At 74.6% G+C, this 24,158-nt stretch carries 19 protein-coding genes; 7 read left to right on the top strand and 12 right to left on the bottom strand.

Annotation, left to right across the window (positions count from 1 at the left end; genetic code table 11):
- Nucleotide 1: 1 nt before the first annotated feature.
- Nucleotides 2–820, top strand: coding sequence for an MBL fold metallo-hydrolase (locus ACFQS7_RS01750; RefSeq protein WP_380065296.1), 819 nt, complete (start codon nt 2–4; stop codon nt 818–820).
- Between the two features lie 51 nt (nt 821–871).
- Here ACFQS7_RS01750 and ACFQS7_RS01745 read toward each other — a convergent pair whose 3' ends face one another.
- Together ACFQS7_RS01745 and ACFQS7_RS01740 are read right to left on the bottom strand one after the other, a co-directional pair.
- A complete protein-coding gene (locus tag ACFQS7_RS01745; protein WP_380065295.1) occupies nt 872–1,111 on the bottom strand; it encodes a hypothetical protein in 240 nt (79 codons plus the stop codon).
- An 8-nt stretch (nt 1,112–1,119) separates the two neighbouring features.
- Nucleotides 1,120–2,661, bottom strand: coding sequence for a M81 family metallopeptidase (locus tag ACFQS7_RS01740; RefSeq protein ID WP_380065294.1), 1,542 nt, complete (start codon nt 2,659–2,661; stop codon nt 1,120–1,122).
- Between the two features lie 74 nt (nt 2,662–2,735).
- On the opposite strand from ACFQS7_RS01740, the gene argE reads away from it, so the two are divergent.
- Both argE and ACFQS7_RS01730 read left to right on the top strand, forming a co-directional pair.
- Nucleotides 2,736–3,893, top strand: a complete 1,158-nt coding sequence (gene argE / locus ACFQS7_RS01735; RefSeq protein ID WP_380065293.1) for an acetylornithine deacetylase — start codon at nt 2,736–2,738, stop codon at nt 3,891–3,893.
- Complete coding sequence (locus ACFQS7_RS01730) at nt 3,893–4,906, top strand: succinylglutamate desuccinylase/aspartoacylase family protein (protein WP_380065292.1); 1,014 nt, start codon at nt 3,893–3,895, stop codon at nt 4,904–4,906. Before argE ends, ACFQS7_RS01730 begins: the two co-directional genes overlap by 1 nt.
- Before the next feature lie 134 nt (nt 4,907–5,040).
- Here ACFQS7_RS01730 and ACFQS7_RS01725 read toward each other — a convergent pair whose 3' ends face one another.
- From ACFQS7_RS01725 to ACFQS7_RS01695, 7 genes are all read right to left on the bottom strand, one after another.
- Nucleotides 5,041–5,811, bottom strand: a complete 771-nt coding sequence (locus ACFQS7_RS01725) for a competence/damage-inducible protein A (protein WP_380065291.1) — start codon at nt 5,809–5,811, stop codon at nt 5,041–5,043.
- Complete coding sequence (locus tag ACFQS7_RS01720) at nt 5,808–6,227, bottom strand: type II toxin-antitoxin system VapC family toxin (protein ID WP_380065290.1); 420 nt, start codon at nt 6,225–6,227, stop codon at nt 5,808–5,810. Before ACFQS7_RS01720 ends, ACFQS7_RS01725 begins: the two co-directional genes overlap by 4 nt.
- Nucleotides 6,227–6,469 (bottom strand): FitA-like ribbon-helix-helix domain-containing protein, encoded by a 243-nt coding sequence (locus ACFQS7_RS01715; protein WP_380065289.1) that lies wholly within the window; start codon nt 6,467–6,469, stop codon nt 6,227–6,229. The genes ACFQS7_RS01720 and ACFQS7_RS01715 overlap by 1 nt, the downstream gene beginning before the upstream one ends.
- Before the next feature lie 43 nt (nt 6,470–6,512).
- Nucleotides 6,513–7,511, bottom strand: a complete 999-nt coding sequence (locus tag ACFQS7_RS01710; protein WP_380065288.1) for a bifunctional GNAT family N-acetyltransferase/(deoxy)nucleoside triphosphate pyrophosphohydrolase — start codon at nt 7,509–7,511, stop codon at nt 6,513–6,515.
- A 120-nt stretch (nt 7,512–7,631) separates the two neighbouring features.
- Nucleotides 7,632–8,609 carry a class I SAM-dependent methyltransferase gene (locus ACFQS7_RS01705; RefSeq protein WP_380065287.1) on the bottom strand — a complete coding sequence of 326 codons (978 nt, stop codon included), beginning with the start codon at nt 8,607–8,609 and terminating at the stop codon, nt 7,632–7,634.
- Nucleotides 8,572–9,810 (bottom strand): bifunctional glutamate N-acetyltransferase/amino-acid acetyltransferase ArgJ, encoded by a 1,239-nt coding sequence (argJ, locus tag ACFQS7_RS01700; RefSeq protein WP_380065286.1) that lies wholly within the window; start codon nt 9,808–9,810, stop codon nt 8,572–8,574. The genes ACFQS7_RS01705 and argJ overlap by 38 nt, the downstream gene beginning before the upstream one ends.
- Nucleotides 9,811–9,882: 72 nt before the next feature.
- A complete protein-coding gene (locus tag ACFQS7_RS01695) occupies nt 9,883–10,839 on the bottom strand; it encodes a peptidylprolyl isomerase (RefSeq protein WP_380065285.1) in 957 nt (318 codons plus the stop codon).
- A gap of 240 nt (nt 10,840–11,079) precedes the next feature.
- Between ACFQS7_RS01695 and secA the strand changes: the two genes are divergently transcribed.
- From secA to ACFQS7_RS01680, 3 genes are all read left to right on the top strand, one after another.
- A complete protein-coding gene (secA, locus tag ACFQS7_RS01690) occupies nt 11,080–13,866 on the top strand; it encodes a preprotein translocase subunit SecA (protein WP_380065284.1) in 2,787 nt (928 codons plus the stop codon).
- Nucleotides 13,867–14,107: 241 nt separating this feature from the next.
- The gene (locus tag ACFQS7_RS01685; RefSeq protein ID WP_380066184.1) at nt 14,108–14,719 is read left to right on the top strand and encodes an RluA family pseudouridine synthase; all 612 of its coding nucleotides are present in this window, start codon (nt 14,108–14,110) and stop codon (nt 14,717–14,719) included.
- Nucleotides 14,716–15,087, top strand: a complete 372-nt coding sequence (locus ACFQS7_RS01680) for a hypothetical protein (protein WP_380065283.1) — start codon at nt 14,716–14,718, stop codon at nt 15,085–15,087. Before ACFQS7_RS01685 ends, ACFQS7_RS01680 begins: the two co-directional genes overlap by 4 nt.
- An 85-nt stretch (nt 15,088–15,172) precedes the next feature.
- Here the strand turns inward: ACFQS7_RS01680 and ACFQS7_RS01675 are convergent, their stop codons facing one another.
- The 3 genes from ACFQS7_RS01675 to ACFQS7_RS01665 are packed head-to-tail and all read right to left on the bottom strand — an operon-like array spanning nt 15,173 to nt 22,768.
- Nucleotides 15,173–15,667 carry a YaiI/YqxD family protein gene (locus ACFQS7_RS01675; RefSeq protein ID WP_380065282.1) on the bottom strand — a complete coding sequence of 165 codons (495 nt, stop codon included), beginning with the start codon at nt 15,665–15,667 and terminating at the stop codon, nt 15,173–15,175.
- Nucleotides 15,664–17,652 (bottom strand): penicillin-binding protein 1C, encoded by a 1,989-nt coding sequence (gene pbpC, locus ACFQS7_RS01670; protein WP_380065281.1) that lies wholly within the window; start codon nt 17,650–17,652, stop codon nt 15,664–15,666. Before pbpC ends, ACFQS7_RS01675 begins: the two co-directional genes overlap by 4 nt.
- Before the next feature lie 10 nt (nt 17,653–17,662).
- The gene (locus ACFQS7_RS01665; RefSeq protein WP_380065280.1) at nt 17,663–22,768 is read right to left on the bottom strand and encodes an alpha-2-macroglobulin; all 5,106 of its coding nucleotides are present in this window, start codon (nt 22,766–22,768) and stop codon (nt 17,663–17,665) included.
- A 263-nt stretch (nt 22,769–23,031) separates the two neighbouring features.
- Between ACFQS7_RS01665 and ACFQS7_RS01660 the strand changes: the two genes are divergently transcribed.
- Nucleotides 23,032–24,147 carry an efflux RND transporter periplasmic adaptor subunit gene (locus tag ACFQS7_RS01660; RefSeq protein ID WP_380065279.1) on the top strand — a complete coding sequence of 372 codons (1,116 nt, stop codon included), beginning with the start codon at nt 23,032–23,034 and terminating at the stop codon, nt 24,145–24,147.
- Nucleotides 24,148–24,158: the final 11 nt, after the last annotated feature.

Here is a 24,158-nt window from a genome sequence, read left to right as displayed (position 1 = left end):
CATGCCGCATTTCCTCTGCCAGACCTGCGGCATCCAGTTCGCCGACAGCCCGGCGCCGCCGGCCGCCTGCCCGATCTGCACGGACGAGCGGCAATATGTCCCGGCCCGCGGCCAGTCCTGGACCACGCTGGACCGGCTGCGCGGCGGCCATGCCAATACCTGGCGCGCGCTGGAGCCCGACCTGCTGGCGATCCGCAGCGTCCCGGCGGTGGGGATCGACCAGCGGGCGCTGCTGGTGCGGACCCCGGCGGGGAATGTCCTGTGGGATTGCATCGCCCTGCTCGACGAGGCGACCATCACCCTGGTCCGGGCGCTGGGTGGGCTGGCCGGCATCGCGCTGTCCCACCCGCACTACTACTCGACCATGGTCGAATGGGGCCGCGCGTTCGGCGTGCCGGTCTGGCTGCATGCCGCCGACCGGCAGCACGTGACCCGCCCCGATCCCTGCCTGCGCTTCTGGGAGGGCGAGACCCAGACGTTGCTGCCGGACCTCGCCTTGCACCGGCTGGGCGGGCATTTCGCCGGCGGGGCGGTGGCGCACTGGCGCGGCGGCGCCGGCGGCAGGGGGGCTTTGCTGTCCGGCGACATCCTGCAGGTGATGCCCGACCGCAGGCATGTCGGCTTCATGCGCAGCTACCCCTGCCTGATCCCGCTGCCGCCCGCCGAGGTGCGGCGGATGGCGGACTATTGCGCCGGGCTGGACTGGGAGGCGATCTACGGCGCCTTCCATGAGCGGGAGATCACCACGGGCGGCAAGGCCGCGTTGGCGGCAAGCGCCGCGCGCTATTGCGCCTGGGTGGAGCGAATGGTGGAGCCCTGAGTCGGCCCGCCGGAATTTCAGGAATTGAGCCTCAATCCGGCTCAGGACCGCTCAATCCGCCTCAATTTTCCTGAGGCCGATCCGGGCCTTTCCCGGGCTCCGCCAGGATTTCCGCGGCTTTCGGCCGGCGCCGCTTTTGGCTTTCTGGAATTTCGCTTTTAAATTCGGCCTCGCGACGACGCTGCATGCCCGGTGGTTCCACGCCGGCTGATCGCCGGTCCGGCAGGCGGACAAGGCTGCGCCGCTGATTGTTTTCCTATAGCGCGGACCCGCCGGGAAATCCAGCGCCATCCGCGCCGTCACCCGTCCCAGGCCGCCGCCGCATCCAGCGGAAACACCGGCCGCGGCAGCCGCGACCACGAAAAATTCGCGAGGACCGGGCTGGTCAGGCCGGGCGCGTCCACCTCGACGATCCGCGCGTCGGGGAAGTACGCGTCGAAGCCGGCGCGGAAATGCCCGCGGCTCTTCACCACCAGGCAGCGCGCCGCCGCGATGTCGATGCCGTGCAGTTCCAGCATCGCGGGTTCATGCAATTGCCGCCGCAGCGAGCCGACCACCACCCGCAGCCCCGACCCGGCCAGTTCCAGCAGCGCCGAGGGGCCGAGGCCGAAGCGCCGCCCGGCCATCACCCCGCGCCGGCCCAGCCCGGCCCCGTCGCGCAGCGCCAGCACCCGGGCCGGGGCGGCGAAGCCCGCCGAGAATTCCGACGGCACGCGGTTGAACACGGCGTCGAAGGCGGCGCCCTCGCCCAGGGCATGCGCCTCCGCCGCCAGGGCGGGATCGACGAAGACGCCGAGCACCACGCCCTCGGCGCCGGCCGCGTGCAGCGCCCGCAGCAGATATGTGGTGCTGCCGCGCCCGCCGCCGCCCGGGTTGTCGGCGACATCGGCCAGCAGCACCGGCGGCGCCGCGCCCCGCCCGGCCTCGACCGCCAGGGCCACCGCAGCGTCCAGCGCGGTGAGTGCCGGCACGTGCCGCGCCCGCTGGCCCCAGGCATGCCGCGCAAGGCGCTGCGCCGCGGCCTGGGCGAGCGCCGCGTCGCCGCCGCGCGCGGTGACCGTCACCGTCATCCCGCATTTCGGCAGGTCGGAGAAGACGAAGCCGGCGGCGACCGAGGCATTGGCGATGCGCGGGTCGTCCCGCATCAGCGCCTCGGCCTCGGCGATGCGTTCGGCATAGGGGCCGGCGGCGGTCAGCAAGGTGACGGAAGGCGGTACCAGCGGCAGGCGGACGAAGCCGCGCGCCATGCGTTCGCCGGCCAGCAATTCGCGCAGCAGGTCGGCCGACTCGGCGGCGCGCGCCGCCATGTCGACATGCGGGTTGGTGCGGTAGGCCACCAGCGCGTCGACGGAATCGACGAGCCGCTCGGACACGTTGCAGTGAAGGTCATGGCTGCAGACGATCGGCACGGCAGGGCCGACGACCTGGCGCAGCAGCGCCGCGATGGTGCCGTCGCTGTCCTCGTCACCGGTGGCGGAGGACGCGCCGTGGCTGGCGAGATAGATGCCGTCGATCGGCAGCGCGGCGGCCAGGCCGCGCCGCATGGCATCGAGGAGATCGAGGAAGACCGCCTGCTCGATCGGCCCCCCGGGCGGTGCCGCGGCGATCAGCAAAGGCACGGGACACCAGGGGCCGGTCGCATCCATGCGGCGGTAGAAGCCGGGGATCTCGGCCGGCAGGTGGCTGCTCTCGGCGCGCGCCAGCGCGGTGATCGCCGCGCCATTTTCCAGGCATTGCCGCGCGAAATCCTCGCGCCGCGTCGGCGGCGCGAAGGCATTGGCCTCGAGATGCAGGCCGAGCACCGCGATGCGCGGCCCGGCCGGTGTATCGGAAATGCGCATACCGGTCGCGGTTCCCCTTGCACGGATTGCCGCGCTCACCACCCCGTATAGACTGGCGGCGGGAGACAAAGGGAATGATCGAGGCGGCAGTCACGCTGCTGGAGCGCCTGGTGTCCTTCGACACGACCAGCAGCCGCAGCAACCTGCCCCTGATCCGCTGGGTGGAGGCCTGGCTCGCGGCGCAGGGCGTCGAGAGCCGGGTGACGCTCGACGCGTCCGGGGAGAAGGCGAACCTGCATGCGGTGGTCGGCCCCCGCGTGGCGGGCGGCATCGCGCTGTCCGCGCATGTCGACTGCGTGCCGGTCGATGGCCAGGCCTGGCTGGCCGATCCCTTCACCCTGCGGCGGCAGGACGGCAGGCTGATCGGCCGCGGCACCGCCGACATGAAGGGCTTCGCCGCCTGCGCGATCGCCATGCTGCCGCGGATCGCCGCGATGCCGCTGGCCCGGCCGGTGCACCTGTGCCTGACGCATGACGAGGAAACCACCGCGGCCGGCGCCCGGGCGCTGGTGCCGCTGCTGGGCGAAGGCCAGCCGCCGCCGGCCGCCTGCATCGTCGGCGAGCCGACCGGCATGGCGCCGGTCATCGCGCAGAAGGGCTATGCCAGCTGGGAGGTGACCGTCACGGGTCTCTCGGGCCATTCGTCGCGCACCACCGAGACGGCGAATGCGCTGCAGGCCGCGGCCGAGGGCGTCGCCTGGCTGTCGGCGCAGGCGCGCGGCTTCGCCGCGACCGGCCGCCGGGCGGAGGGCTTCGAGCCGCCCTGGACCACGGTGCATGTCGGCCTGTTCCAGGCCGGCACCATCCTCAACATCGTGCCCGACCGCGCCGAGTTCATGTTCGAGGTGCGCAGCGTGCCGGGCGATGATCCCGTCGCGGTGCGCGACGGGCTGGTCGGCTTCATGGAGGCCACGGTGCTGCCGCCGCTGCGCGCAGTGGCGCCCGACGCGCGCATCGTCGTCACCGAACGGTCGCTGCTGCCGGCCTTCGACCTGGCGGAGGATGCGCCGCTGGCCCTGCTGGTGCAGCGGCTGACCGGGCGCAACAGCGTCGCCCGCGTCAGCTACGGGACCGAGGCCGGCTTCTTCGAGGCGGCCGGCATCGCCACCATCGTCTGCGGCCCGGGCCACATCGCCCAGGCGCACCAGCCGGAGGAATGGCTGGCGGAGGACCAGCTCGCGGCCTGCCTCGATGCCCTCGACCGGCTGGCGGACACCCTGGCGGCGCGCTGATGACCGAACAGGATCAGCTCCCCCCCGCGCTCGCCGCGATCCTGGCCGGCGGCACCCTGGCCGGGCCGCCGCGGCTCGACGTGCGGATCGACCGGCCCGACCTGCGCGGCTGGCTCGGCGGCAACGTCATGCCGGGGGTCTGGAGCTTCGCGGCGGGGGCGGCCGGGCCGCATGTCGCGGTGGTCGCGGCGACCCACGGCAACGAGATCGGCGGCGCCGTGGTGCTGGACCGCTGGCTGCGCGCCGGGCTGCGGCCGGTCCAGGGGCGGCTGACCCTGGTGATGGCCAACCTGGATGCGCTGGGCCGGTTCGATCCGGACGACCCGACCGCCAGCCGCTTCATCGACGAGGACCTGAACCGGGTCTGGGACGAGGAGACGCTGTCGGGCGGCCGGCGGTCGCGCGAACTGCACCGGGCCCGGGCGCTGCGGCCGCTGCTGGACCAGGTCGACGTGCTGCTCGACCTGCATTCCATGCTCTGGCCGTCCGACCCGCTGGTGCTGGCCGGGCGCTCGGCCCGTGCCGCGCGGCTGGCCCAGGCGGTCGGCCTGCCGCCGCTGGTGGTGGCGGATGAGGGGCACGAGGCCGGGTTGCGGATGATCGACTACGCACCCTTCGCCGACCCGGCCGGCAGCCGCACCGCGGTGCTGCTGGAGGCGGGCTCGCACTGGGAGACGATGACGGTCGCCACCATGGAGGTGGCGGCGGCGCGGCTGCTGCGGCTGGTCGGGACGGTGGCGGCCGACGACGCGCGGCTGGTGCCGGCCGCCGACCCGCTGCCCGCGTCGCGGCTGGCCCGGGTGACGCGGACGGTGACGGTGCGCAGCCCCGGCTTCGCCTTCCTGCGGCCCTTCCGCGGCGGCCATGTGGTGCCGCAGCGGAACACCCTGATCGCATTGGACGGGGAGGAGGAGATCCGCACCCCGCACGACGACTGCCTGCTGGTGATGCCGAGCCTCAGGGCGATGCCGGGGCAGACGGCGGTGCGGCTGGCGCGGTTCGTCGAAGGGTAAGGCAAGGGAGGAGGTATCCTCCCTGGACCCTCCCCTGTTGCTCCGGGTCGATACTCGCGGCGCGGCAGGTGCCAAGCCCACAGGAAGGAAGGGTGGGGCTTGGGGAGGGAACGCTTTTCCCTCCCCAAGCTTGCCTATTCCGGCGCCGGCTCGCCCTCATGCGCCGTGCCGAACCCGGCGAGCAGCGCGAGGCATTCGGCCGCCGCCTGGTCCACCGCCGCCGCCTCGGTGCCCTTGGCGACGAGTGCCACGCCGCCGCCCTTGCCGCGGTAGTAGGGATAGCTGCCGAGGTCGAGCGCCGGGTACCGCGCCTGGATCGCCGAGAGCCCGGCGGCGATCTGGCCTTCGTAGACATAATCCGCATGCACGGTGTGCGAGAGGATCGGCGCGCCCCCCTGCAGCGTCGGGGCGAGGGCCTCGAACATGCCGCGCATGATGCGCGGGACGCCGGCCATCACATGGACATTCTCCATCGAGAAACCGGGCGCCATGGTTTCCGCCGAGACGATCGGCACCGCGCCCTCCGGCAGGGTGGCCATGCGCAGCCGGGCGGCGTTGAATTCGACCGGCGGGTCGCGCCGGGCATATTCGGCGGCCATGGATGTGCGGGTGGGCTCGTGCACGGCCCAGGCCACGCCGAAGGCCCGCGCCACGCATTCGCTGGTGATGTCGTCGTGCGTCGGGCCGATGCCGCCGGTGGTGAAGACATGGGTGAACTTCGCTCGGCATTCGTTGACCGCGGCGATGATGGTCTCCGGCACGTCGGGGATGACGCGGGCCTCGCGCAGCGGGATGCCGATCTCGCCCAGCCGGGTGGCGAGGAATTGCAGGTTGGCGTCGCGGGTGCGGCCCGAGAGGACCTCGTTGCCGATCACCAGCAGGCAGGCGGTGGGATTGCTTGTCATGGCAGTTCCTGGACGCGGTCGGGGGACCAGAGCGGGATGGCGAGGCTTTCCGCCAGGGCAGCGAGGCGGAGGTCGAAGGTGGCGAGCGGCAGGCCGCGGCGCTGCGCGACGAGGAGGTAGAGGCAATCGTAGATCGGGTGGCGGCGCTGCAGCGAGAGCGCGGCGGCCTCCCGCAGCAGGGGCCCGTGCGGCACCGCTTCCACCCGCAGCGCGGCCAGCATGCCGAGCGCCTGGGCGGGGAGCCCGTCGGCCACCTCCCGCCGGCGGTGCTTGCGCAGCAGGGCGCCCATCGTCTCCAGAGCCAGGATGTCGGGCGCCACCATGGCGAGGTCGAGCGCCAGCAGGCGGCGGGCGGCGGGCCAGTCCGCCTCGGGCACGAACCACTTCACCGCCACGCTGGCATCGACCACGACCATCAGTCGTCGTCGCGCTCGCCGTCCCGCCAGCGCCGGATGAGATCGGTGGAGTCGGAGGTCTGCGGCGGCTGGGCGGCGCGCAGCGCATCGAGTTCGGCCAGCAGCGCCGCGCGGTCGTCCTGCGCGTCGCGGTTCAGCAGGTCGCGCACATAGCCCTCGAGCGAGGCGCCGCGCGCCGCGGCCTTCCGCTTCAGCCGTTCGACCACGCCCTCGTCGAGCTGCCGTACCAGGACCTGCGCCATGGCCGCCTCCGGTGCTATCAGCCAGTGATAGCACGCCGTCCCCTCACAGGAAATCCCGCAGCATCGCCACCAGCGGCTTGTCCGCCGGCGGCATGGCATAGCCGCCCAGCTGCTGGGGCCGCACCCAGGCCAAGGCCTGGCCCTCAACCGGCCGCACCGCGCCCTCCCAGCGGCGGCACAGGTACAGCGGCATCAGCAGGTGGAATTTCTCGTAGGCGTGGGAGGCGAAGGTGAAGGGGCCGAGGCAGGCGGCCGAGACGTCGATGTCCAGCTCCTCCTTCAGCTCGCGGATCAGCGCCGCCTCCGGCGTCTCGCCCGGCTTCACCTTGCCGCCGGGGAATTCCCACAGCCCCGCCAGCGGCTTGCCCTCCGGCCGGCGGGCCAGCAGCACGCGGCCGTCGGCGTCCACCAGGGCGACGGCCGCGACCAGCAGCACCGGCAGGCCGCCGGCCGGCGCTGCGACGGGGACCGGCACGGCGTCGCCGGTGATCGCCTCCCGCCCGCCCTCGAAGAGCAGCACGGGCATCTGGCCGCCGCGCGACAGGAAGGTCTGCACCCCCTCCCCCGCCGGCCGCAGCCCGATGCGCGCCAGCACCGCCTGGGACCGCGGGTTGTCCTTCAGCGCACTGGCCCGGATCGCCGCGATGTCCAGGTTGGCCAGGGCCCAGCGGCAGAGCCGCGCGGCGGCCTCCGGCGCCATGCCCCGGCCCCAGAAGCGGCGGCCGAGCCAGTAGCCGAGCTCCGCCGTCCGGCCGTCCCGCGCCATGGTCAGGCCGATGCAGCCGACCAGGTGCTCGGCGCCGTTCTCCTCGCCGATGATCGCCAGGTGCCAGGCCTCCCCGGCGGCGATCTGCGCCCAGGTCGAGGCGATCCAGGTGTCCGCCAGCTCGCGCGGATAGGGGAAGGGCACGCGCGCTAGGGTCTTCGCCACCTCCCAGTCGTTGACCAGGCGATGCAGCGCGGCGGCATCCTCCGGCGCCAGGGGACGCAGCGTCAGCCGCTCGGTGCGGAGCGGGGCGAAATCGGGCGGGGGCAGGGTCACGGGGGGCGGCAACTCGTCGAGGAGGGACCGCCAGGAACGGCCAGCGGCGGCCCGCTGTCAACGCATCGCGGATCGGCACGGCAGGGCCGGGGAGGAGATCCCCATCCCCTCCCAACCTTCCTACCCCGGCCTGCGCGCCACCAGCATGACGTCGATCGGCGCCGCCCCCCGCGGCAGCCCGGCCACCGCCGCCGCCAGCCCCGCCGCCTTGAAGCCGAGCCAGACCGCCGCCAGGGTGAGCCAGCCGCGCCGCACATGCCGCCCCGGCCGCGGCAGCGGGCAGAGCCGCGCCATCCACTGCATCCGCGCATGCATGCGCGAGCTCGGCACCGGGCCGATCGACACCGGCTCCAGCCCCAATGCCTCGCACAGCGCGGCGCAGGCGCCTTCGGTCCACCAGCTCAGGTGGTGCGGCGGCAGGTTCAGCAGGTTGTTCGGGAAGGCCGTCAGCGGCGAGGGATGGAGCGGCATCGCCGCCACCAGCAGCCCGCCCGGCGCCAGGCAGCGCAGCATCGCCCGGGCCAGGGCCAGCGGGTCGGCGACATGTTCCAGCACCTGGAAGCCGGCGACCAGGTCATAGGCCGCCGGGTGGCTTTCGGCATGCGCCTCGATGGTCTCGGCCAGGATGGGCGGGCCGCCGGGCCGCCGCAGCGGGTGCAGGTCGAGCCCCTGATAGGCCGCCTGCGGCACCAGCGCGGCGAAGCCGCCGTCGCCGCAGCCGACATCCAGCACCCGGTCGCCCGGCCGGACCAGCGCCGCCGCGGCGCGGAAGTCGCCGCGCTCCGCGGCATGCGCCGAGAAGTACTCCCGCGCCCGGTGGCGGCCGTAGAAGGCGCCGTAGAAGGCGGCATCGCCGGGGATGGCCGGGTGGAAGAAGCGCAGCCCGCAGGGCGAGCGGTACAGGCCGAGCGGGCCCGCGCCGCGGTGCAGCGGCGTCGGCGCCACCCCGGCGCCGAAGCGCCAGAGATCCGTCAGCAGCTTGGAAGAGACCGCCTCGAGCCGCTCCGCCGCCGCCTCCCCGGTGATGGGGCACGCGGGCAGCGGGGGCGGCAGCGCCGGCTCAGCTGCGGTAGGAGCCGTTGATGTCGATGTAGCCATGCGTCAGGTCGCAGGTCCAAACCCGGGCGCGGCCGCGGCCGAGGCCGATATCCACCGTGATCTCGACCTCGCGGCCCTTCATGTGGGCGACCACCGGGGTCTCGTCGTAGCCGGGGATGACGCCGCCGTCCTTGGCCATCCAGGTGCCGCCGACGGCCACGCTGAGCAGGTCGCGGTCGGCCGGCTCCCCCGCCTTGCCCACCGCCATGACGATGCGGCCCCAATTGGCGTCCTCGCCGGCGATCGCGGTCTTGACCAGCGGCGAGTTGGCGATGGTCATGGCGATGCGGTGGGCCGACTTGGCGCTGACCGCGCCGGTGACGTTGATCTCGATCAGCTTCTGCGCGCCCTCGCCGTCGCGGGCGACCATCAAGGCGAGGTCGTGCAGCACCTCCTCCAGCGCCCGGGCGAAGTCCTTCAGCACCGCGCCGCCCTCCTTCGGCACCCGCGGGTGCTTCGCCTGCCCCGTGGCGAAGACCAGGACCGTGTCGCTGGTCGAGGTGTCGCTGTCCACCGTGATGCAGTTGAAGGTCTTCGCCGTGCCCTTGGACAGCAGCGCCTGCAGCGCCTCGGCCGGGATCTTCGCATCCGTGGCGACGAAGCTCAGCATGGTCGCCATGTCCGGGGCGATCATGCCGCTGCCCTTGGCGATGCCGGCGACGGTCACCGTCGCGTCGCCGATGGTCGCGGTCCGCACCGCCGCCTTGGGGAAGGTGTCGGTGGTCATGATGCCGCGGGCGGCCTCGGCCCAGCCTTCCGGCGCCAGCGCCGCGTGCAGCCCGGGCAACGCCGCGGTCAGCTTCTCGTGCGGCAGGGTCTCGCCGATCACGCCGGTCGAGCAGAGGAAGACGTCGGCGGGCTTGCAGCCGACCAGCCCGGCGGCGGCCGCGGCGGTCGCCCTGGTCGCCTCCCGCCCCGCCTTGCCGGTGAAGACGTTGGCATTGCCGGCATTGACCACCAGCGCCCGGGCGCGGCCCCCCTTCAGCGCCTGGCGGCACCAGTCGACCGGCGCGCCGGGGCATTTGTTGCGGGTGAAGACACCAGCCACCGTGGTGCCCGGGGCGAATTCCATCATGGTCAGGTCGGCCCGGCCGACATAGCGGATGCCGGCGGCGACCACGCCGAGCCGGACGCCATCGATCGGCGGCAGCTCCGGCAGCGGCCGGGCGAGCGGGGAGACGGGGATATCCTTGCCGGCCATGCGGCGTTCCTCCTGGGGCGGACGCGCCCGTCCCCGCGCCGGCTGACCCGGCGCGGGCGGCGCGCGAAGTCTCTAGCGGCGCGGCTGGGCGGGGCGGGCGCCACCCGGCGAGGCGGCGGGCGGCGCGGCGTTGTCCAACAGCGAGCCGCCGGCGGCCGGCTGGTCCAGCCGCTCCACCTTGGCGGTGGCGCGGACCCGCTGCACCACCGCGTCCACCTGCTCCTGCAGCATCTGCTGGCGGAGCTGCTGGCGGCTCTCCTCGAAGCTCGGCACCGGCGCGGCGCGGCGCTCCTCGGCGCGGATGACGTGCCAGCCGAAGGGGCTCTTCACCGGCTCGCTCAGCTCGCCCGGCTTCATCGCGAAGGCGGCCTCGGCGAATTCGGGCACCATGTCGCTGCGCTTGAAGAAGCCCAGGTCGCCGCCGTCCTTGGCGCCGGGGTCGATCGACAGGCGCCTGGCCACCGCGGCGAAATCCTCGCCGCCGCGGATCGCGGCCAGCGCCGCCTTCGCCTCCGGCTCGGTGCGGAGCAGGATGTGGCGGGCATGCACCTCCTCGCCACCCTGCCGCTTGCCGCTTTCCTGGTCGTAGCGGGCGCGGAGCGCGCTGTCGGTGACCCCGGCGGCGACTTCCCGCGCCAGGAAGACCTGCTGCAGCTCCTGCTCCTCGGCGCGCTGGATGCGGCGGCGCACCGCTTCCTCCTTGTCGAGGCCGGCGGCCCGGGCGGCACCGGTCAGGGCGCGCTCGGTGATGGTGCGCTCGACCAGCTGGCGGCGGACATCGGCGGGGATGACCTGCATCAGCATGCCCGGCGGCAGGTCGCGCATGTCGGCCGGCAGCACGTCCTGGGCGGTGGCCAGCACGTCGGACAGGCGGACCGGCTGGCCATCGACCCGGGCGAGGACCGGGTCCTCCGCCGGGACGGCAGCCGGGGCCGGGGTCGGGGTCGGGGCCGGCGCCTGGGCCAGGGCCGCGGCAGGGGCCAGCGGCAGCAACAGGGCAGCGGCCAGGGTCATGGAACGGACGCGCATGCGGAACGGTAACCTTCGGACGGCGCCGGACAATGGCGGAAGCCCCTCGCGGGGGCAACCGGCGCGACCCGGGGGGGGCGCCCGGGGCAACCCGGGAGGGCGCGACGTTGACCTGACCGCGGCGCTTGCCTATCTCTCGCGGCGCGCCGGGGTCGCGCAGAACCCGCCGCCCGGATCGGGTGCGGGGCCTTGCCTGGCTCCTCCCGCTCCCGTTACGACCCCGCCTCGCCTGCGGCACCGATGCGCCCGCGGCCCGCGCGGGGGCCGGCGCCACCCCGGAGTAGCAAGGCCCGCATGTTCGGACGCATCGCCCGCGCCATCCTCGGCACCGCCAACGACCGGGCGCTCAAGCGCCTGCAAGGCCGCGTGCCGCAGGTCAACGCGCTGGAACAGCAGACCGCGGCACTCGACGACGCGGCGCTGCAGGCCCGCACCGCCCAGTTCCGCGAACGCCTGGCCAAGGGCGAGACGCTCGACGACCTGATGCCCGAGGCCTTCGCCACGGTGCGGGAGGCGGCGAAGCGCGTCCTGGGCCTGCGCCACTTCGACGTCCAGCTGGTCGGCGGCATGGTGCTGCACGACGGCAAGATCGCCGAGATGAAGACCGGCGAGGGCAAGACCCTGGTGGCGACGCTGCCGGTCTACCTGAACGCGCTGTCGGGGAAGGGCGTCCACGTCGTCACGGTGAACGACTACCTGGCCAGCCGCGACGCCGAATGGATGGGGCGGATCTACCGCTTCCTCGGCCTGACCACCGGCGTGATCGTCCACGGCCTGTCGGACGAGGAGCGCCGCGCCGCCTATGCGGCGGACGTCACCTACGGCACCAACAACGAATTCGGCTTCGACTACCTGCGCGACAACATGAAGTACCGGCTGGAGGAGATGGTCCAGCGCGACTTCAACTACGCCATCGTCGACGAGGTCGACAGCATCCTGATCGACGAGGCCCGCACCCCGCTGATCATCAGCGGCCCGTCGGAGGACAGCTCCGACCTCTACCGCCGGGTGGACGAGGTCGTGAAGCGGCTGGTCGAGGACAAGTCGACCTTCGACAAGGACGAGAAGCAGCGCACCGCCAACCTGACCGACACGGGCTCCGAGACGGTCGAGGAGATGCTGCGCGCCGAGGGGATGCTGGAGGAAGGCAACCTCTACGACTTCCACAACGTGACGCTGGTCCACCACGTCAACCAGTCGCTGCGGGCGCATGTGCTGTTCGCCCGCGACGTCGACTACATCACCCGCGACGACAAGGTCGTCATCATCGACGAGTTCACCGGCCGCATGATGGAGGGCCGGCGGTATTCCGACGGCCTGCACCAGGCGCTGGAGGCGAAGGAGCACGTGACGGTCCAGCCCGAGAACCAGACGCTGGCCAGCATCACCTTCCAGAACTACTTCCGGCTCTACCCGAAGCTGGCCGGCATGACCGGCACGGCCTCGACCGAGGCGGACGAGTTCGCCGAGATCTACAAGCTGGAAGTGGTCGAGATCCCGACCAACGTCCCGGTCGCCCGCAAGGACAGCGACGACGAGGTCTACCGCTCCGCCACCGAGAAATACGCCGCCGTCGCCACCCTGATCGACGAGGCCCGCACCCGCGGCCAGCCGGTCCTGGTCGGCACCACCAGCATCGAGAAGTCGGAGCTGATCTCGGCGCTGATGAAGCAGCGCGGCATCCCGCACAACGTGCTGAACGCCCGCTACCATGAACAGGAAGCGCTGATCATCTCCCAGGCCGGGCGGCCCGGCTCGGTCACCATCGCCACCAACATGGCCGGGCGGGGGACCGACATCCAGCTCGGCGGCAACATCGAGATGCTGGCCCGCCAGGAAGCGGGCGGCCAGGGCGAGGGCCCGGAATTCGAGGCCGCGCTCGCCCGCCACAAGCCGGAGGTCGAGGCCGGCCGCGCCACCGCCAAGGCGGCCGGCGGGCTCTTCGTCATCGGCACCGAACGGCACGAGAGCCGGCGCATCGACAACCAGCTGCGCGGCCGCTCCGGCCGCCAGGGCGACCCGGGCGCCTCGCGCTTCTTCCTGTCCCTCGAAGACGACCTGATGCGCATCTTCGGCAGCGACCGCATGGGCGGCATGCTGCAGAAGCTCGGCCTCAAGGACGGCGAGGCGATCGTCCATCCCTGGATCAACAAGGCGCTGGAGAAGGCGCAGAAGAAGGTCGAGGCGCGCAACTTCGACACCCGCAAGAACCTGCTGAAATACGACGACGTCATGAACGACCAGCGCAAGGAGGTCTACGCCCAGCGGCGGACCTTCATGCAGGCGGCCGAGGTGGCGGAGACGGTCGCCGAGATGCGCCGCGAATGCATCGGCGACATGGTCGACAAGGCGATCCCCGAGAACGCCTACCCCGAGCAGTGGGACCTCGAAGGGCTCGAGGCCAAGGTGCGCGACCAGCTCGGCCTCGACCTGCCGGTGGCGGCCTGGGCCAAGGAAGAAGGCATCGACGAGACCCAGGTGCGCGAGCGCATCGAGGCCGCGGCCGAGCAGCATCTCGCCGCCAAGTCGGCCAATATCGGCCCCGACCTCATGCGCATGGTCGAGAAGTCGCTGCTGCTGCAGATCTTCGACGCGGTGTGGAAGGAGCACCTCCTCGCGCTCGACCACCTGCGCCAGGGCATCGGCCTGCGCGCCTATGGCCAGCGCGACCCGCTGAACGAGTACAAGTCCGAGGCCTTCGGCCTGTTCAACGGCATGCTGTCCGAGCTGCGCGAGCGGGTGACCAGCATGCTGATGCGGATCGAGCTGCGCCCCGATGCGCCGCCGCCCTCGCCCGACCCGGTGCGGGTGATGGACATGCGCCACCCCGACCCGGCGATGGCCGAGCTGGAAATGGCCGGCGCGGCCGGCGGCTACGAACCGGTGCCGATGGGCCTGCCGGATGCGGCCCGGCGGGCCGAGGCGGTGGATCCGAACGATCCCGCCACCTGGTCGCGCACCGCGCGCAACGCGCCCTGCCCCTGCGGCTCGGGCAAGAAGTACAAGCACTGCCACGGCCGGGGCTGAGGCAAGGCCGGGGAGAGGGCATCCCTCCCGGCCCCCTGCCCCGTTGGTTCGGGTCGGCACCCGCCGCGCGGCGAATGCCGGCCGGCGACAGACATGGCCGGGGGGTGGGGGCGAGCGGCCCTTTCCGGGCCAGCCGTGCCGCCGTCCCTGGGCCCGGGCCGTGGTAGCGCAGCGCGCCCCCCGCCCCGCGGCCGCCGCGGACCCCGACCCGCTCGCCCGGCTGCTGCACCAGGACGGCGAGATGCTGATCCTCGACAAGCCCGCCGGCCTGCCGGTGCATCGCGGCCCGCGCGGCGGTGCCTCCCTGGAGGACTGGCTGCCGGCCCTGGCCCTGGGCAAGCACCGGCTGCCGCAGCCGGCCCACCGGCTGGACACCGACACCGCCGGTTGCCTGGTGCTGGGCCGGACCAGGCCCATGCTGGCCGAATTGGGCGCGCTGTTTGCCGCCGGCCGGGCGGCGAAGACCTACTGGGCGGTGGTCCGCGGCGCCCCGCCGCGGCCCTCGGGCACCGTCGATGCCCCGCTCCTCAAGCGCAGCACGGCGAAGGAGGGCTGGTGGATGGCGGTGGACCCCGCCGGCCAGCCGGCCCGCACCACCTGGCGGGTGCTGGGCAAGGCCGCCGGGCTGACCTGGCTGGAATTGCGCCCGAAGACCGGCCGGACCCACCAGATCCGGGTGCATTGCGCCCATCTCGGCTGCCCGATCCTGGGCGATGCGCGCTACGGCGGCGGCGAGGGCCGGCTGCACCTGCTGGCCCGCGCCATCGCCCTGCCGCTCGACCCGCCCCGCGGCGCCACGGCACCGCCGCCGCCGCATATGCGGGACGCCCTGGCGGCCTGCGGCTGGGCATGATCCGGCGGATCGCCCTGGCCTTGCTGCTGGCCGCGCCGGCCTTGGCGCAATCCCCGCGCTGCGGCTTCGGCTTGGGGCTGGAAGCGCTGCGCGGCGCCGAACGGCCGCTGCAGGCCGGCATCGCGGCGGCCGACCTGCTGCCCGGCCGCGACGCCGCCGAGGCCGCGGCGGCCGCCCTGGCCGAGGCCGCCGGCCGCTTCGAGGGCTGCGGCTGCCGCCAGGCCGCCGAACTGGTGCGGGAGGCGACGGGCCTCGCCGAACAGGCCCGGTCCGAGACCGGCCTCGACCGCCTGCGCCGGGTGCTGGAGCGGGCGCGGTTTTCGGCCGGCCGCGCGCGGGACGGGCTGGGCCGGCGCGGCTGCGGATAAGCGAAGGCCAGGGAAGAAGTATCCTCCCTGGACCCTCCTCTATTTCTGTGGGTCGGCACCTGCCGCGCGGCCGGTGCCAAGCCTCCTACGCGAAGCTGACCCACGCCCGCGGCGGCGGCCCTGCCTTGTCGCGCTTCGCCGCAGCGATCTCGGCATCCAGCGCCGAGAGGAAGCGCGACCGGTCGGCCGGGGTCAGCGGCGCCGGGCCGCCGGTCTGCATGCCGCGCTCCCGCATCTCGGCCGAGACCGCCCGCCCGGCCAGCGCCCCGCCGATATTGTCCGGCGTCCAGGGCCGCCCCTTGAAGCCCAGCGCCCGCGCGCCCTTGGCCAGGCAGCGGGAGGCCAGCGGGATGTCGGCGGTGATGCAGACATCGCCGCGCTCCGCCCGCTCGGCGATCCAGTCGTCGGCGGCGTCGGCGCCCTCCCGGACCAGCACCATCTCGACATTCGGCAGGCCGGGCGGGCGCACCGGGCGGCTGCCGTTGCTGACCACCTTGACCGGCAGGTCGAGCCGGGTGGCGACGCGGAAAACCTCCTCCCGCACCGGGCAGGCATCGCCGTCGACATAGAGGATCGTCATCGCACCCTGACCTCCGCCCGCGCCGCGGCACCCGCCGCGTCCAGCACCGTCACCCGATAGAAGCCCGGGCCGGGTGGCGTCCAGGCCGCCTCGCGCCGGGACGGCTCGGTCGCGACAGGCATGCCGTCCACCAGGAAGGTCAGCGGCCGGCGCCCGCCGGCGGCGCGGAGCGTCACATGGCCGGCACCCTCGCCCAGCACCGCCCCGGGCGGCGGGAAGGTCAGCCGCAGCCGGTCGAGCGCCTCGGCCCCGGCCATGGCGGTGGCGCGGACCGGCAGCGCCTCGCGCGGGGCGGCGGGCAGGCGTTCGAAGACCCGCGCCAGGATCGGCAGGGCGGTCCGCGCCCCGGTCGCCCCCGGCAGCGGCGTGCCGTCCGGCCGGCCGACCCAGACGCCGACGACGTGCCGGGCATCCAGTCCCATCGCCCAGGCATCCCGGCCGCCCCAACTCGTGCCGGTCTTCCAGGCGATGCCGCCCGGCCCGCCGGCGGGGAAGGGCTGCACCAGCACGGCGGTGGTCAGCGCCGCCGCGCGCGGCTGGAAGGCCGGGCGGCGCGCCTCGGCCGGGCCGGGGGTGAGCCGCAGCGCCGCCCCCGCCCCGCCATCGCCGAGCGCGGCATAGAGCGCCGCCATCTCCCGCAGCGTCGTCCCCATCCCGCCCAGCGCCAGCGGCAGCGAGGGATCGGCCCCCGGCGGCAGCCGCGGCGGGCTGCCGGCCAACTTCAAGGCCGCGGCGAAGCGGAAGGGGCCGAGCTCGGCCAGCAACGCCACCGCCGGCAGGTTCAGCGACTGCCGCAGCGCATCCGCCACCGTGATCCGCCCGGCGAAGCCGCGGTCGAAATTCTCCGGCGCATAGGCGCCGAAGCGCTGCGGCAGGTCGGCCAGCAGGGTCTCGGGCGCCGCCAGCCCGGCCTCGAAGGCCAGGGCATAGAGCGCAGGCTTCAACGCCGAGCCGGGCGAGCGCACCGCCCGCGTCAGGTCGAGCGACCCGGCCCGCCCCGCCGCGCCGAATTCGCCGCCGACCAAAGCGCGCATCTCCCGCCCGCGCAGTTCGGCCACCACCAGCGCGAGCGAGGCACGGTCCGGCAGGTCGCGCAGCGCCGCGGCGGCGATCTCCTCCGCCGCGCGCTGCAGGGGCAGGTCGAGGGTGGAGGCGATCCGCGTCCCTTCCGCCCCGCGCGCCAATTCGCGCACCAGATGCGGCGCCCAGCGGGGCATCGGCCGCCGGGCGCGCGGCACCGGCGCGGCGGCGGCGAGGTCGCCGGGGCCAATTACCCCGGCGGCGCGGCGGGCCAGCATGGCGTCGCGCGCGGCGCGGGCGGCCGCCGGGTGGCGGTCGGGCCGCAGCGTCTCCGGCCGGCGCGGGATGGCGACCAGCAGCGCCGCCTCGGCCGCATCGAGCCGCGCCGCCGGCCGGCCGAACCAGGCGAGCGCGCCGGCGCGGACGCCTTCGAGGTTGCCGCCCATCGGCGCGAGGGTGAGCCAGATGCCGGCGATCTCGTCCTTCGAGAAGCGCGCTTCCAATTGCAGCGCGCGGAGGATCTCGATCGCCTTGCTGCGGAGGGTGCGCGGCCGCGGCTCCAGCAGCCGCGCCGCCTGCATCGTCAGCGTCGAGCCGCCGGAGACGACGCGGCCGGTACGCGCCCATTGCAGCGCGGCGCGGCCGAGGGCGAGCGGATCGACGCCGGGATGCCGGCGGAAGCGGCGGTCCTCGGCGGCGATCAGCATCTCCAGCAGGTGCGGCGGCACGTCGGCGGTGGTGGTCGCCAGCCGCCAGGTGCCGCCCAGGGCGGGCAGGACCGAGAGGGTGCGGCCCTCGCGGTCGAGGATCTCGGTGCCCACCGCGTGCAGGCGCGACAGGTCGGGCGGGTTCAGCCGGTCGAGGACCAGGACCCCGAGCGCGCCGAGGCCGGCGGCGGCCAGCACCGCCCGCCACCGGCGGCGGGGCGCCGCCGCCGAGGTTCCGGCGGACCGGAGCGTCGGCACCGGCCCCGCCTCAATCCACCGGCAGCACGGCGACCCGCCCGCCGTTCTGCCGCGCGAAGATCGCCGGCCGGTACATGTCCTCGACCTGCGCACCCGGCAGCTCGAACCGCCCCGCGGTCACCGCGCGCAGCCGCACCGCGAGGCGGAAGTCGGGCGCCTCCGGCGTCAGCTCCAGCGCCGCGGCGAAGCGGTCGTCGAGCGCCGGCGTGGCCAGGGTCTCGGTCAGCGTGCCGAGCCAGGGCATCCCGGCCACCTCGCCGGCCGCCAGCCGGCCGACGATCTCCCAGCCCGCCGGCAGCCCCTGCTGGACGAGGGCCCGCTGCGCCTGGCCGCTCTCGGCCCGGCCTTCCAGCAGCAGGACGAAGACTTGGTTCTGCCGCAGCGTATCCAGCTTCACCGGCTGGCCGGACAGGTCGAGGAACTTGCGGCCGACCCGCATCCCCGCCCGCCCGGCCGGGGCCGGCTGGGCCGGGATGCCGGTGACCGAGACGCTGGCCCATAGCGGCGCATCCCCCAGGTTCCGCGCCGTCCCCGCCGCGGCCAGCGCCACGGCGAGTTGCGGCGCCGGCGGCGCCTCCTGGCCGTTCACCGCGACCCGCACCGGGCGGCCGTCGCGGCCGAGCGTCGCGGCGGCGGCCACTGCCCAGGCCTGTTCCTGGGTATTGGCCAGGGCCGGCGTCAGCTCCGCCCCCGGCAGCCGGCCGAGCGCTTCCGGCAGCCGCTCGGCCAGCAGGCCGCTCTCCTTCAGCAGCACGGCCACCGCCAGCGCATCCCGCGCCGCGCTGCCGTAGTCGTACAGCCAGGCCTGCCGCGCCGGGGCGGCCAGCGCACCCGAGAAAGCCTGCTCGGCCCGCGGCCGGTCGCCGGCCCGGGCGAAGGCGGCGCCAAGCTGGGCGCGTGCCAGCGGGGTCGGCAGCTCGTCCAGCTGTTCCACCAGCCGCCGCGCCGCGCCCAGCCGCGGCTTGCCCGCCAGCGACAGCACGTGCAGCCGGTAGGCCTGGGCGGCGAATTCCTCCGCCCGCTCGGGCGAGACGTCCTCCGCCTGCTCGGCGATCGCCTGCAGCGCCTGGTCGAGCGCCGCGTCCGGGATGGCCGCGCCGGCGCCGCGGGCGCGCAGCAGGGCCTCGGTCGCATAGGCGCCGGTCCACCACTCCGGCTCGCCCTGCGCCGACCAGAGGCCGAAGGTCCCGTCGTAGCGCTGCTTGCCCAGCACCGCCTCCGCCGCCCGTTGCAGCCGGGCGGCGCGCGCCTCGGCGACCTCGCCGAAACCCGGCATCAGCGCGAGGGCGAGCAGCTGGGAGGCCGACTGCTCCAGGCAGCCGAAGGGGTAGAGCTCAAGCTGCCGCAGCATCCCCTGGGCGTCGAACCGCACCGGCGCGCCGAAGCCGGCCGAGGCCAGCCAGGTGCCGGCGACCCAGCGCGCCGGGTCGAGCGGCAGCGGCCGCTCCGCCCCGGCGGGGATCTCCTGCGCCGCGACCTCGGTGGTGACGGGGCGGGAGGAGCGCACGGTGATCCGCGCCTCCCGCGTCGCGCTGAACCCGTCCGGCCCGGTGATGGCCAGCCGCAGCACGCCCTGGCCGGCGCCGGTGGCGCGGATGGCGCTGGCGGGCAGGACGCGCGCGCCCGGCGCCAGGGTGGCCGCCAGCCGCGCCGGGCCGGCCAGCGCGATGGCGCCTTCGGCCGAGAGGGTGGCGCCGACCTCGCCAGCCGGCAAATCGAGGTTGTGCAGCAGCACCGGCAGCCGCGCCTCGTCGCCCGGGGCGAGGAAGCGCGGCAGCAGCGCCTCGGCCACCACCGGGTCGCGCACCGTGAGCGGCTTGCGCGCGGCGCCGACCCGGTCGCCGGCCCAGGCCACCGCCATCAGCCGCAATTCCCCGGCGAAGTCGGGCAGGTCGAGCGTGACCGTCGCCGTCCCGTCCGCCGCCACCGCGACCGGGCCGGAGAACAGCGCGAGGGTGCGCTGCGGGATGTCGATGGCGGCCATGGCGAGGTCGTCGCCGCCCTGGCGCAGCACCGCGGCATCGCCCTCCGGCGGCGGGATCAGCCGGCCGTAGTCGTCGCGGATATCCGCGCCGAGCCGGCGCTTGCCCATGAAATGCCCGACCGGGTCGGGCGAGGCGAAGCGGGTCAGCCGGAGGATGCCCTCATCCACCGCGGCAAGGGTCAGGGTCGCGCCCTCCCCCGCATTGGCCAGCCTGATCGGCACCTCCAGCCGGCGCGACGACCGGACCCGGTCCGGCGTGCCGATCGCCACCTCGATCCGGCGCGAGCCGGGATCGACCTGCAGCCAGGCGAGGCCGAGCGCCCGGCCGGGATGGCCCTGGCGCGCCTCGCCCGGGCGGAAGGCGGTGACGGCGACATAGGCGCCCGGGCCCCAGGCGGCCTCCACCGGGACCTCGACCTCGGTGCCGCCCTCGGCGACCTCGATCTCGCGGATCGAGACCAGCCTATCGGTCAGCACGGCCAGGCTGGCCGGGCCCGAGAAGGGCGGGGTGATGCGCAGCGTCGCGCTCTCGCCCGGCGCATAGGCGCGGCGGTCGGCGGCGACGTCCACCTTGTCCGGCACCTCCGCCGTCTCGCCCCCGGCCCAGCCCGAGCGGAAACGGAGGGAGGTGATCGCCATGCCGCCGGGCTCGGCGACTTCCAGCCGGTAGCGGCCGAAGGGCAGCGCGCGGGCGAAGCGGGCGGGGCCGGCGGCGGTGACGGCGAGGTCCGCGCTGTCCACCGCCTCGTCGCGCCAGACCGTCTTGTAGCGCGCCTGGCCGCCGCGGGTGACGATGCGCCAGTCGGGGCGCTCGCGCACCAGCCGGGCGCGCAGCCGGGCGGCGACCGGGTTGGCATCGCCATCCAGCGCGATGACCTCGAAGGCGGCTTCCGCCCCGGCATCCACCGCCAGGTCGGCGAACAGCGGCTTCACCCCGATCAGCCGGCCGGCGGCCCGCACCGGCAGGGTCAGCGTGGCGCGGGAGGCGCGGCCGCCCGGCTCGTCGATGGCGACGGCAAGCTCCGCGGTCAGCGGCCGGGTGGTGTCGGGCGCCTGCGGCAGGACCAGGGTGAGGCTGCCCTGGCCCTTGGCGTCCAGCGGCTCGATCTCGAAGGGGAGCAGGTCGGGGGCGAATTCCTCGTCCACCAGGCCGAAGACGGTGTCCTTGTACTGGGCGAAGGGGGCGCGCTGCGCCTGCAGGCGAAGTTCCGCGCTGCCGGTCAGCCCGGCGCCGGGCGCGCCATAGAGGAAGCGCGCCGCCACCAGCACCGCCAGCGGCTGGCCGGGCACCAGCGGCCCGGGGGCGGGGCCGGCGGTGACCTCCAGCCGTTCGGGGAGGAAGGCATCGACGCGGAACTCCGCCCTGCCGATCGGCGGCGCGGCCGGGTCGGCCAGCACCTCCAGCGTCCAGACCCCGGCCGGGGCGCTGCCGGGCAGCGGGATCGGCCAGAGCACTGCGGCGCCGCGTTCCCGCGCCGGGACGGCCTCGGCGAAGGTGCTGCCGTTCGGCCGCTTCACCCGCAGCCGCGCCGGGATGTCGACCGGCGCGCCGCCGCCGTCGCGCAGCAGGACGGCGGCCTGCACCGTCTCGCCGGGGCGGTAGATGCCGCGGTCGAGCCAGGCGAAGGCGTCCAGCGGCCCCGGATGCGGCGCGCCGGTGGCGCCGCGGTCGGACAGGTCGAAGGCGGTGGCGTCGAGGTCGAGCGAGACCAGGTCGTCGCCCAGCGTCGCATGCAGGGCGCGCGGCGCCATCGGCCCCTGGCCGTGCAGCAGCGGGGCGGCGAAGCGGACGGTGCCGTCGGCCGCGGTCACCGCCTCGGCCAGGATGTCGTTCGAGGTCGCCAGCAGCCGGACCTGGACCCCGGCCAGCGGGCGGCCTGCGCCGAAGCCGCGCGCCTGCACCGCCAGCCCCTGCGGCCCGCGCCAGGCGGTCAGGCCGAGGTCGGTGACGATGATGGGCAGCGCCGCCGCCACGCCCTTGCTGCCATCGGCCGGCCGGGCGATCAGCGCATAGAGGCCGGGGCCGGCGCCCTTCAGCACCTCGGGCAGCGGCAGGGCGCTGCGCTGGACGCGGTTGGCCTGCAGGGCCGGCAGGTCCACCGGGCCCTCCCAGACCGTGCGGCCCCAGCTTTCCGGCAGGTCCTCGGCCGCCCAGCCGGAGATCGCCTCCCCCACCGTCCAGGTGTTGCGGACGAAGGGGACCAGGTTGCGCTCGGTCACCCGCACCACCCGCAGCGCCAGGGCGGAGAGGTTGACGGTGGCGAGGCCGACCTGCTGGGCCTGGCCGCGCGGCAGCAGGAAGCGGCTGGCGTCGAAGACGATCCGCGCCGCGCGGTCCGGCATGGCGACGCGCAGCACCGCCTCCCGGTTCAGCCGCAGCCCGTCCTCCCCCGGCAGGCCGGCGCGCAGCACCAGCCGGGTGGCCTGGCCATGCGGCAGGCCGGCGACGCAGAGCTGCTCGCCCTCCCGCAGCACCGCCAGGCCGGGGACGGGTGGGTCGGCCCGCACCCAGTCCTGCGGCTGCCAGTCGGTGCGCTGCGCCAGGGGAACGGTGAAGCGCAGGCAGGCGCGGGCCGGCTCGGCCTCCGGTTCGGTGTTGATGCCGGCGACCAGCAGGCCGGCGGCGCGACGCGCCTCGGTCAGCATCTGGCGGTAGCGCAGGTTGTCGGGCGCCCGCTGCAGCACCGCCTGCAGGGCCTGCAGCTGCTGCGCCGGGCGGTCGAGCCGCTGCAGGGCGTCCGCGATCAGCAGCAGCCCGGCGATCTCGGGCGGGCCGGCGGGGACCGACTGGAAATTCACCCAGGCCGCCTGCAGCGCCCGGGCGGCGTCCGGCGGGGTCTTCTGCAGCAGCGCCCGGGCCAGGGCCAGCCAGTGCTCCGGCCGCGCCTCGCCGCCGCCGACCCGTTCCTCCCAGGCCTGCGCGGCGGCCGCCCAGTTCTGCTGCCGCTCGGCCTGGACGGCGCGGGCCTCGGCGGTCGCGCGCTGCTGCGGCGTGGCGCCGGCGGGGAAGCGGCGGCCGAGGTCGCGCTGGTAGCCGGCGGCCTCCCCGGCCAGGCCGGGCAGGTCGAATTCCTGGGCCCGCGCCTGCGGCAGGGCGAGCAGGAGGCCGAGGAGGAGGAGGAGCAGGCGCATGGGCGGGCAGCCTCGGGACAGGAGTCGCCGGGCAGGATGCCACAGGAGCGTCAATGGGGAGATGACATCCCGCCGGTCGACGACCCTTGCAGGAGCAGGATAAAGAAATATTTTGGCATGGTCGTTGCAGTGATCAGACGGTCGCGGCTTATCGTTTTGCCACGCCACCGATCGCATGGGACGCTCCGGCGTCTTGCGTATGAAATGGGATGCCGGCCCCACGACATGGGCGGGCCAGGGTCGGCCTTTTGGGAACGGAACGGATGATGCCAAGCCTGCCGCCGCGGTTGCGGCGCATCCTGTGTGCCGCCGTGCTGGCCGTGCTGCCGGCCACCGCGGCCCTGGCCCAGGGCGGCGTGCCCGTGACCACCGATCCGGTCCGCATCGGCCCGGTGCCGATCGAGATCCTGGCCAACGGCATCGTCGCCTCCGAATCCGTCATCACCATCCGCGCCCGGGTCGATGGGCAGATCGAGCAGGTGCTGGTCGAGGAAGGCCAGCTGGTGAAGAAGGGCCAGCCGCTCTTCGTCCAGGACAGCCGCTTCAACCGCGCCCTGCTGGCGCAGTTCGAGGCGACCCTGACCAAGAACCGGGCGCTGCTGACCCGCTACACCGCCGACCTGCTGCGCTACCAGCAGCTGGGCCGGGAAAGCGTGGCGTCGCAGCAGCGGTTCGAGCAGGCGCAGTCGGATGCTGCCTCGGCCGCCGCCCAGGTCAAGGCGGACGAGGCCCTGGTCGAGCAGGCCCGCGTGAATGTCGGCTTCTCCACCATCGTCGCCGAGATCGACGGCCAGCTCGGCGCCATCCCGCTGCGCGCCGGCAATTTCGTCCGCCAGGCGGAGAACACCGCGATCACCACCCTGACCCAGCTCGATCCCATCCTGGTGCAGTTCTCGGTGCCGGAACGCTGGCTGGGCGAGATCCGCGGCGCGATGCGGCGCGGCACCGCTTCGGTGCGGGCTCGGGTGGAGGGCGACGGCCAGCCGCCGGCCCAGGGCAAGCTGGTCTTCGTCGACAGCGCGGTCGATGTCGCCACCGGCACCATCTCGCTCAAGGCGCGGTTCGAGAATGCCGACCACCGGCTCTGGCCCGGCCAGTATGTCCAGGTGGCCATGGTGCCGCGCGACGAGGACAACGCCATCTCGGTCGCCGGCCCGGCGCTGCAGACCGGGCAGGACAGCCGCTACGTCTTCGTGCTCGGCGCCGACGGCGCGGCGCACCGGCGGAACGTGACGCTGGTCCGTATCGTCGGCGACCGCGCCGTGGTGAAGGGCGAGCTCGCGGCCGGGGAGAAGGTGATCGTCGACGGCGCCCAGCGGGTCACCGAGGGCACCAAGGCGATCGAGCGCGCGCCGCAGCAACGCGTCTCGAGCAATTGAGCCGGCACGGG

Source organism: Dankookia sp. GCM10030260, from assembly GCF_042666655.1.
GTDB lineage: Bacteria > Pseudomonadota > Alphaproteobacteria > Acetobacterales > Acetobacteraceae > Paracraurococcus.
This window is presented reverse-complemented; position numbering and strand designations above follow the sequence as displayed.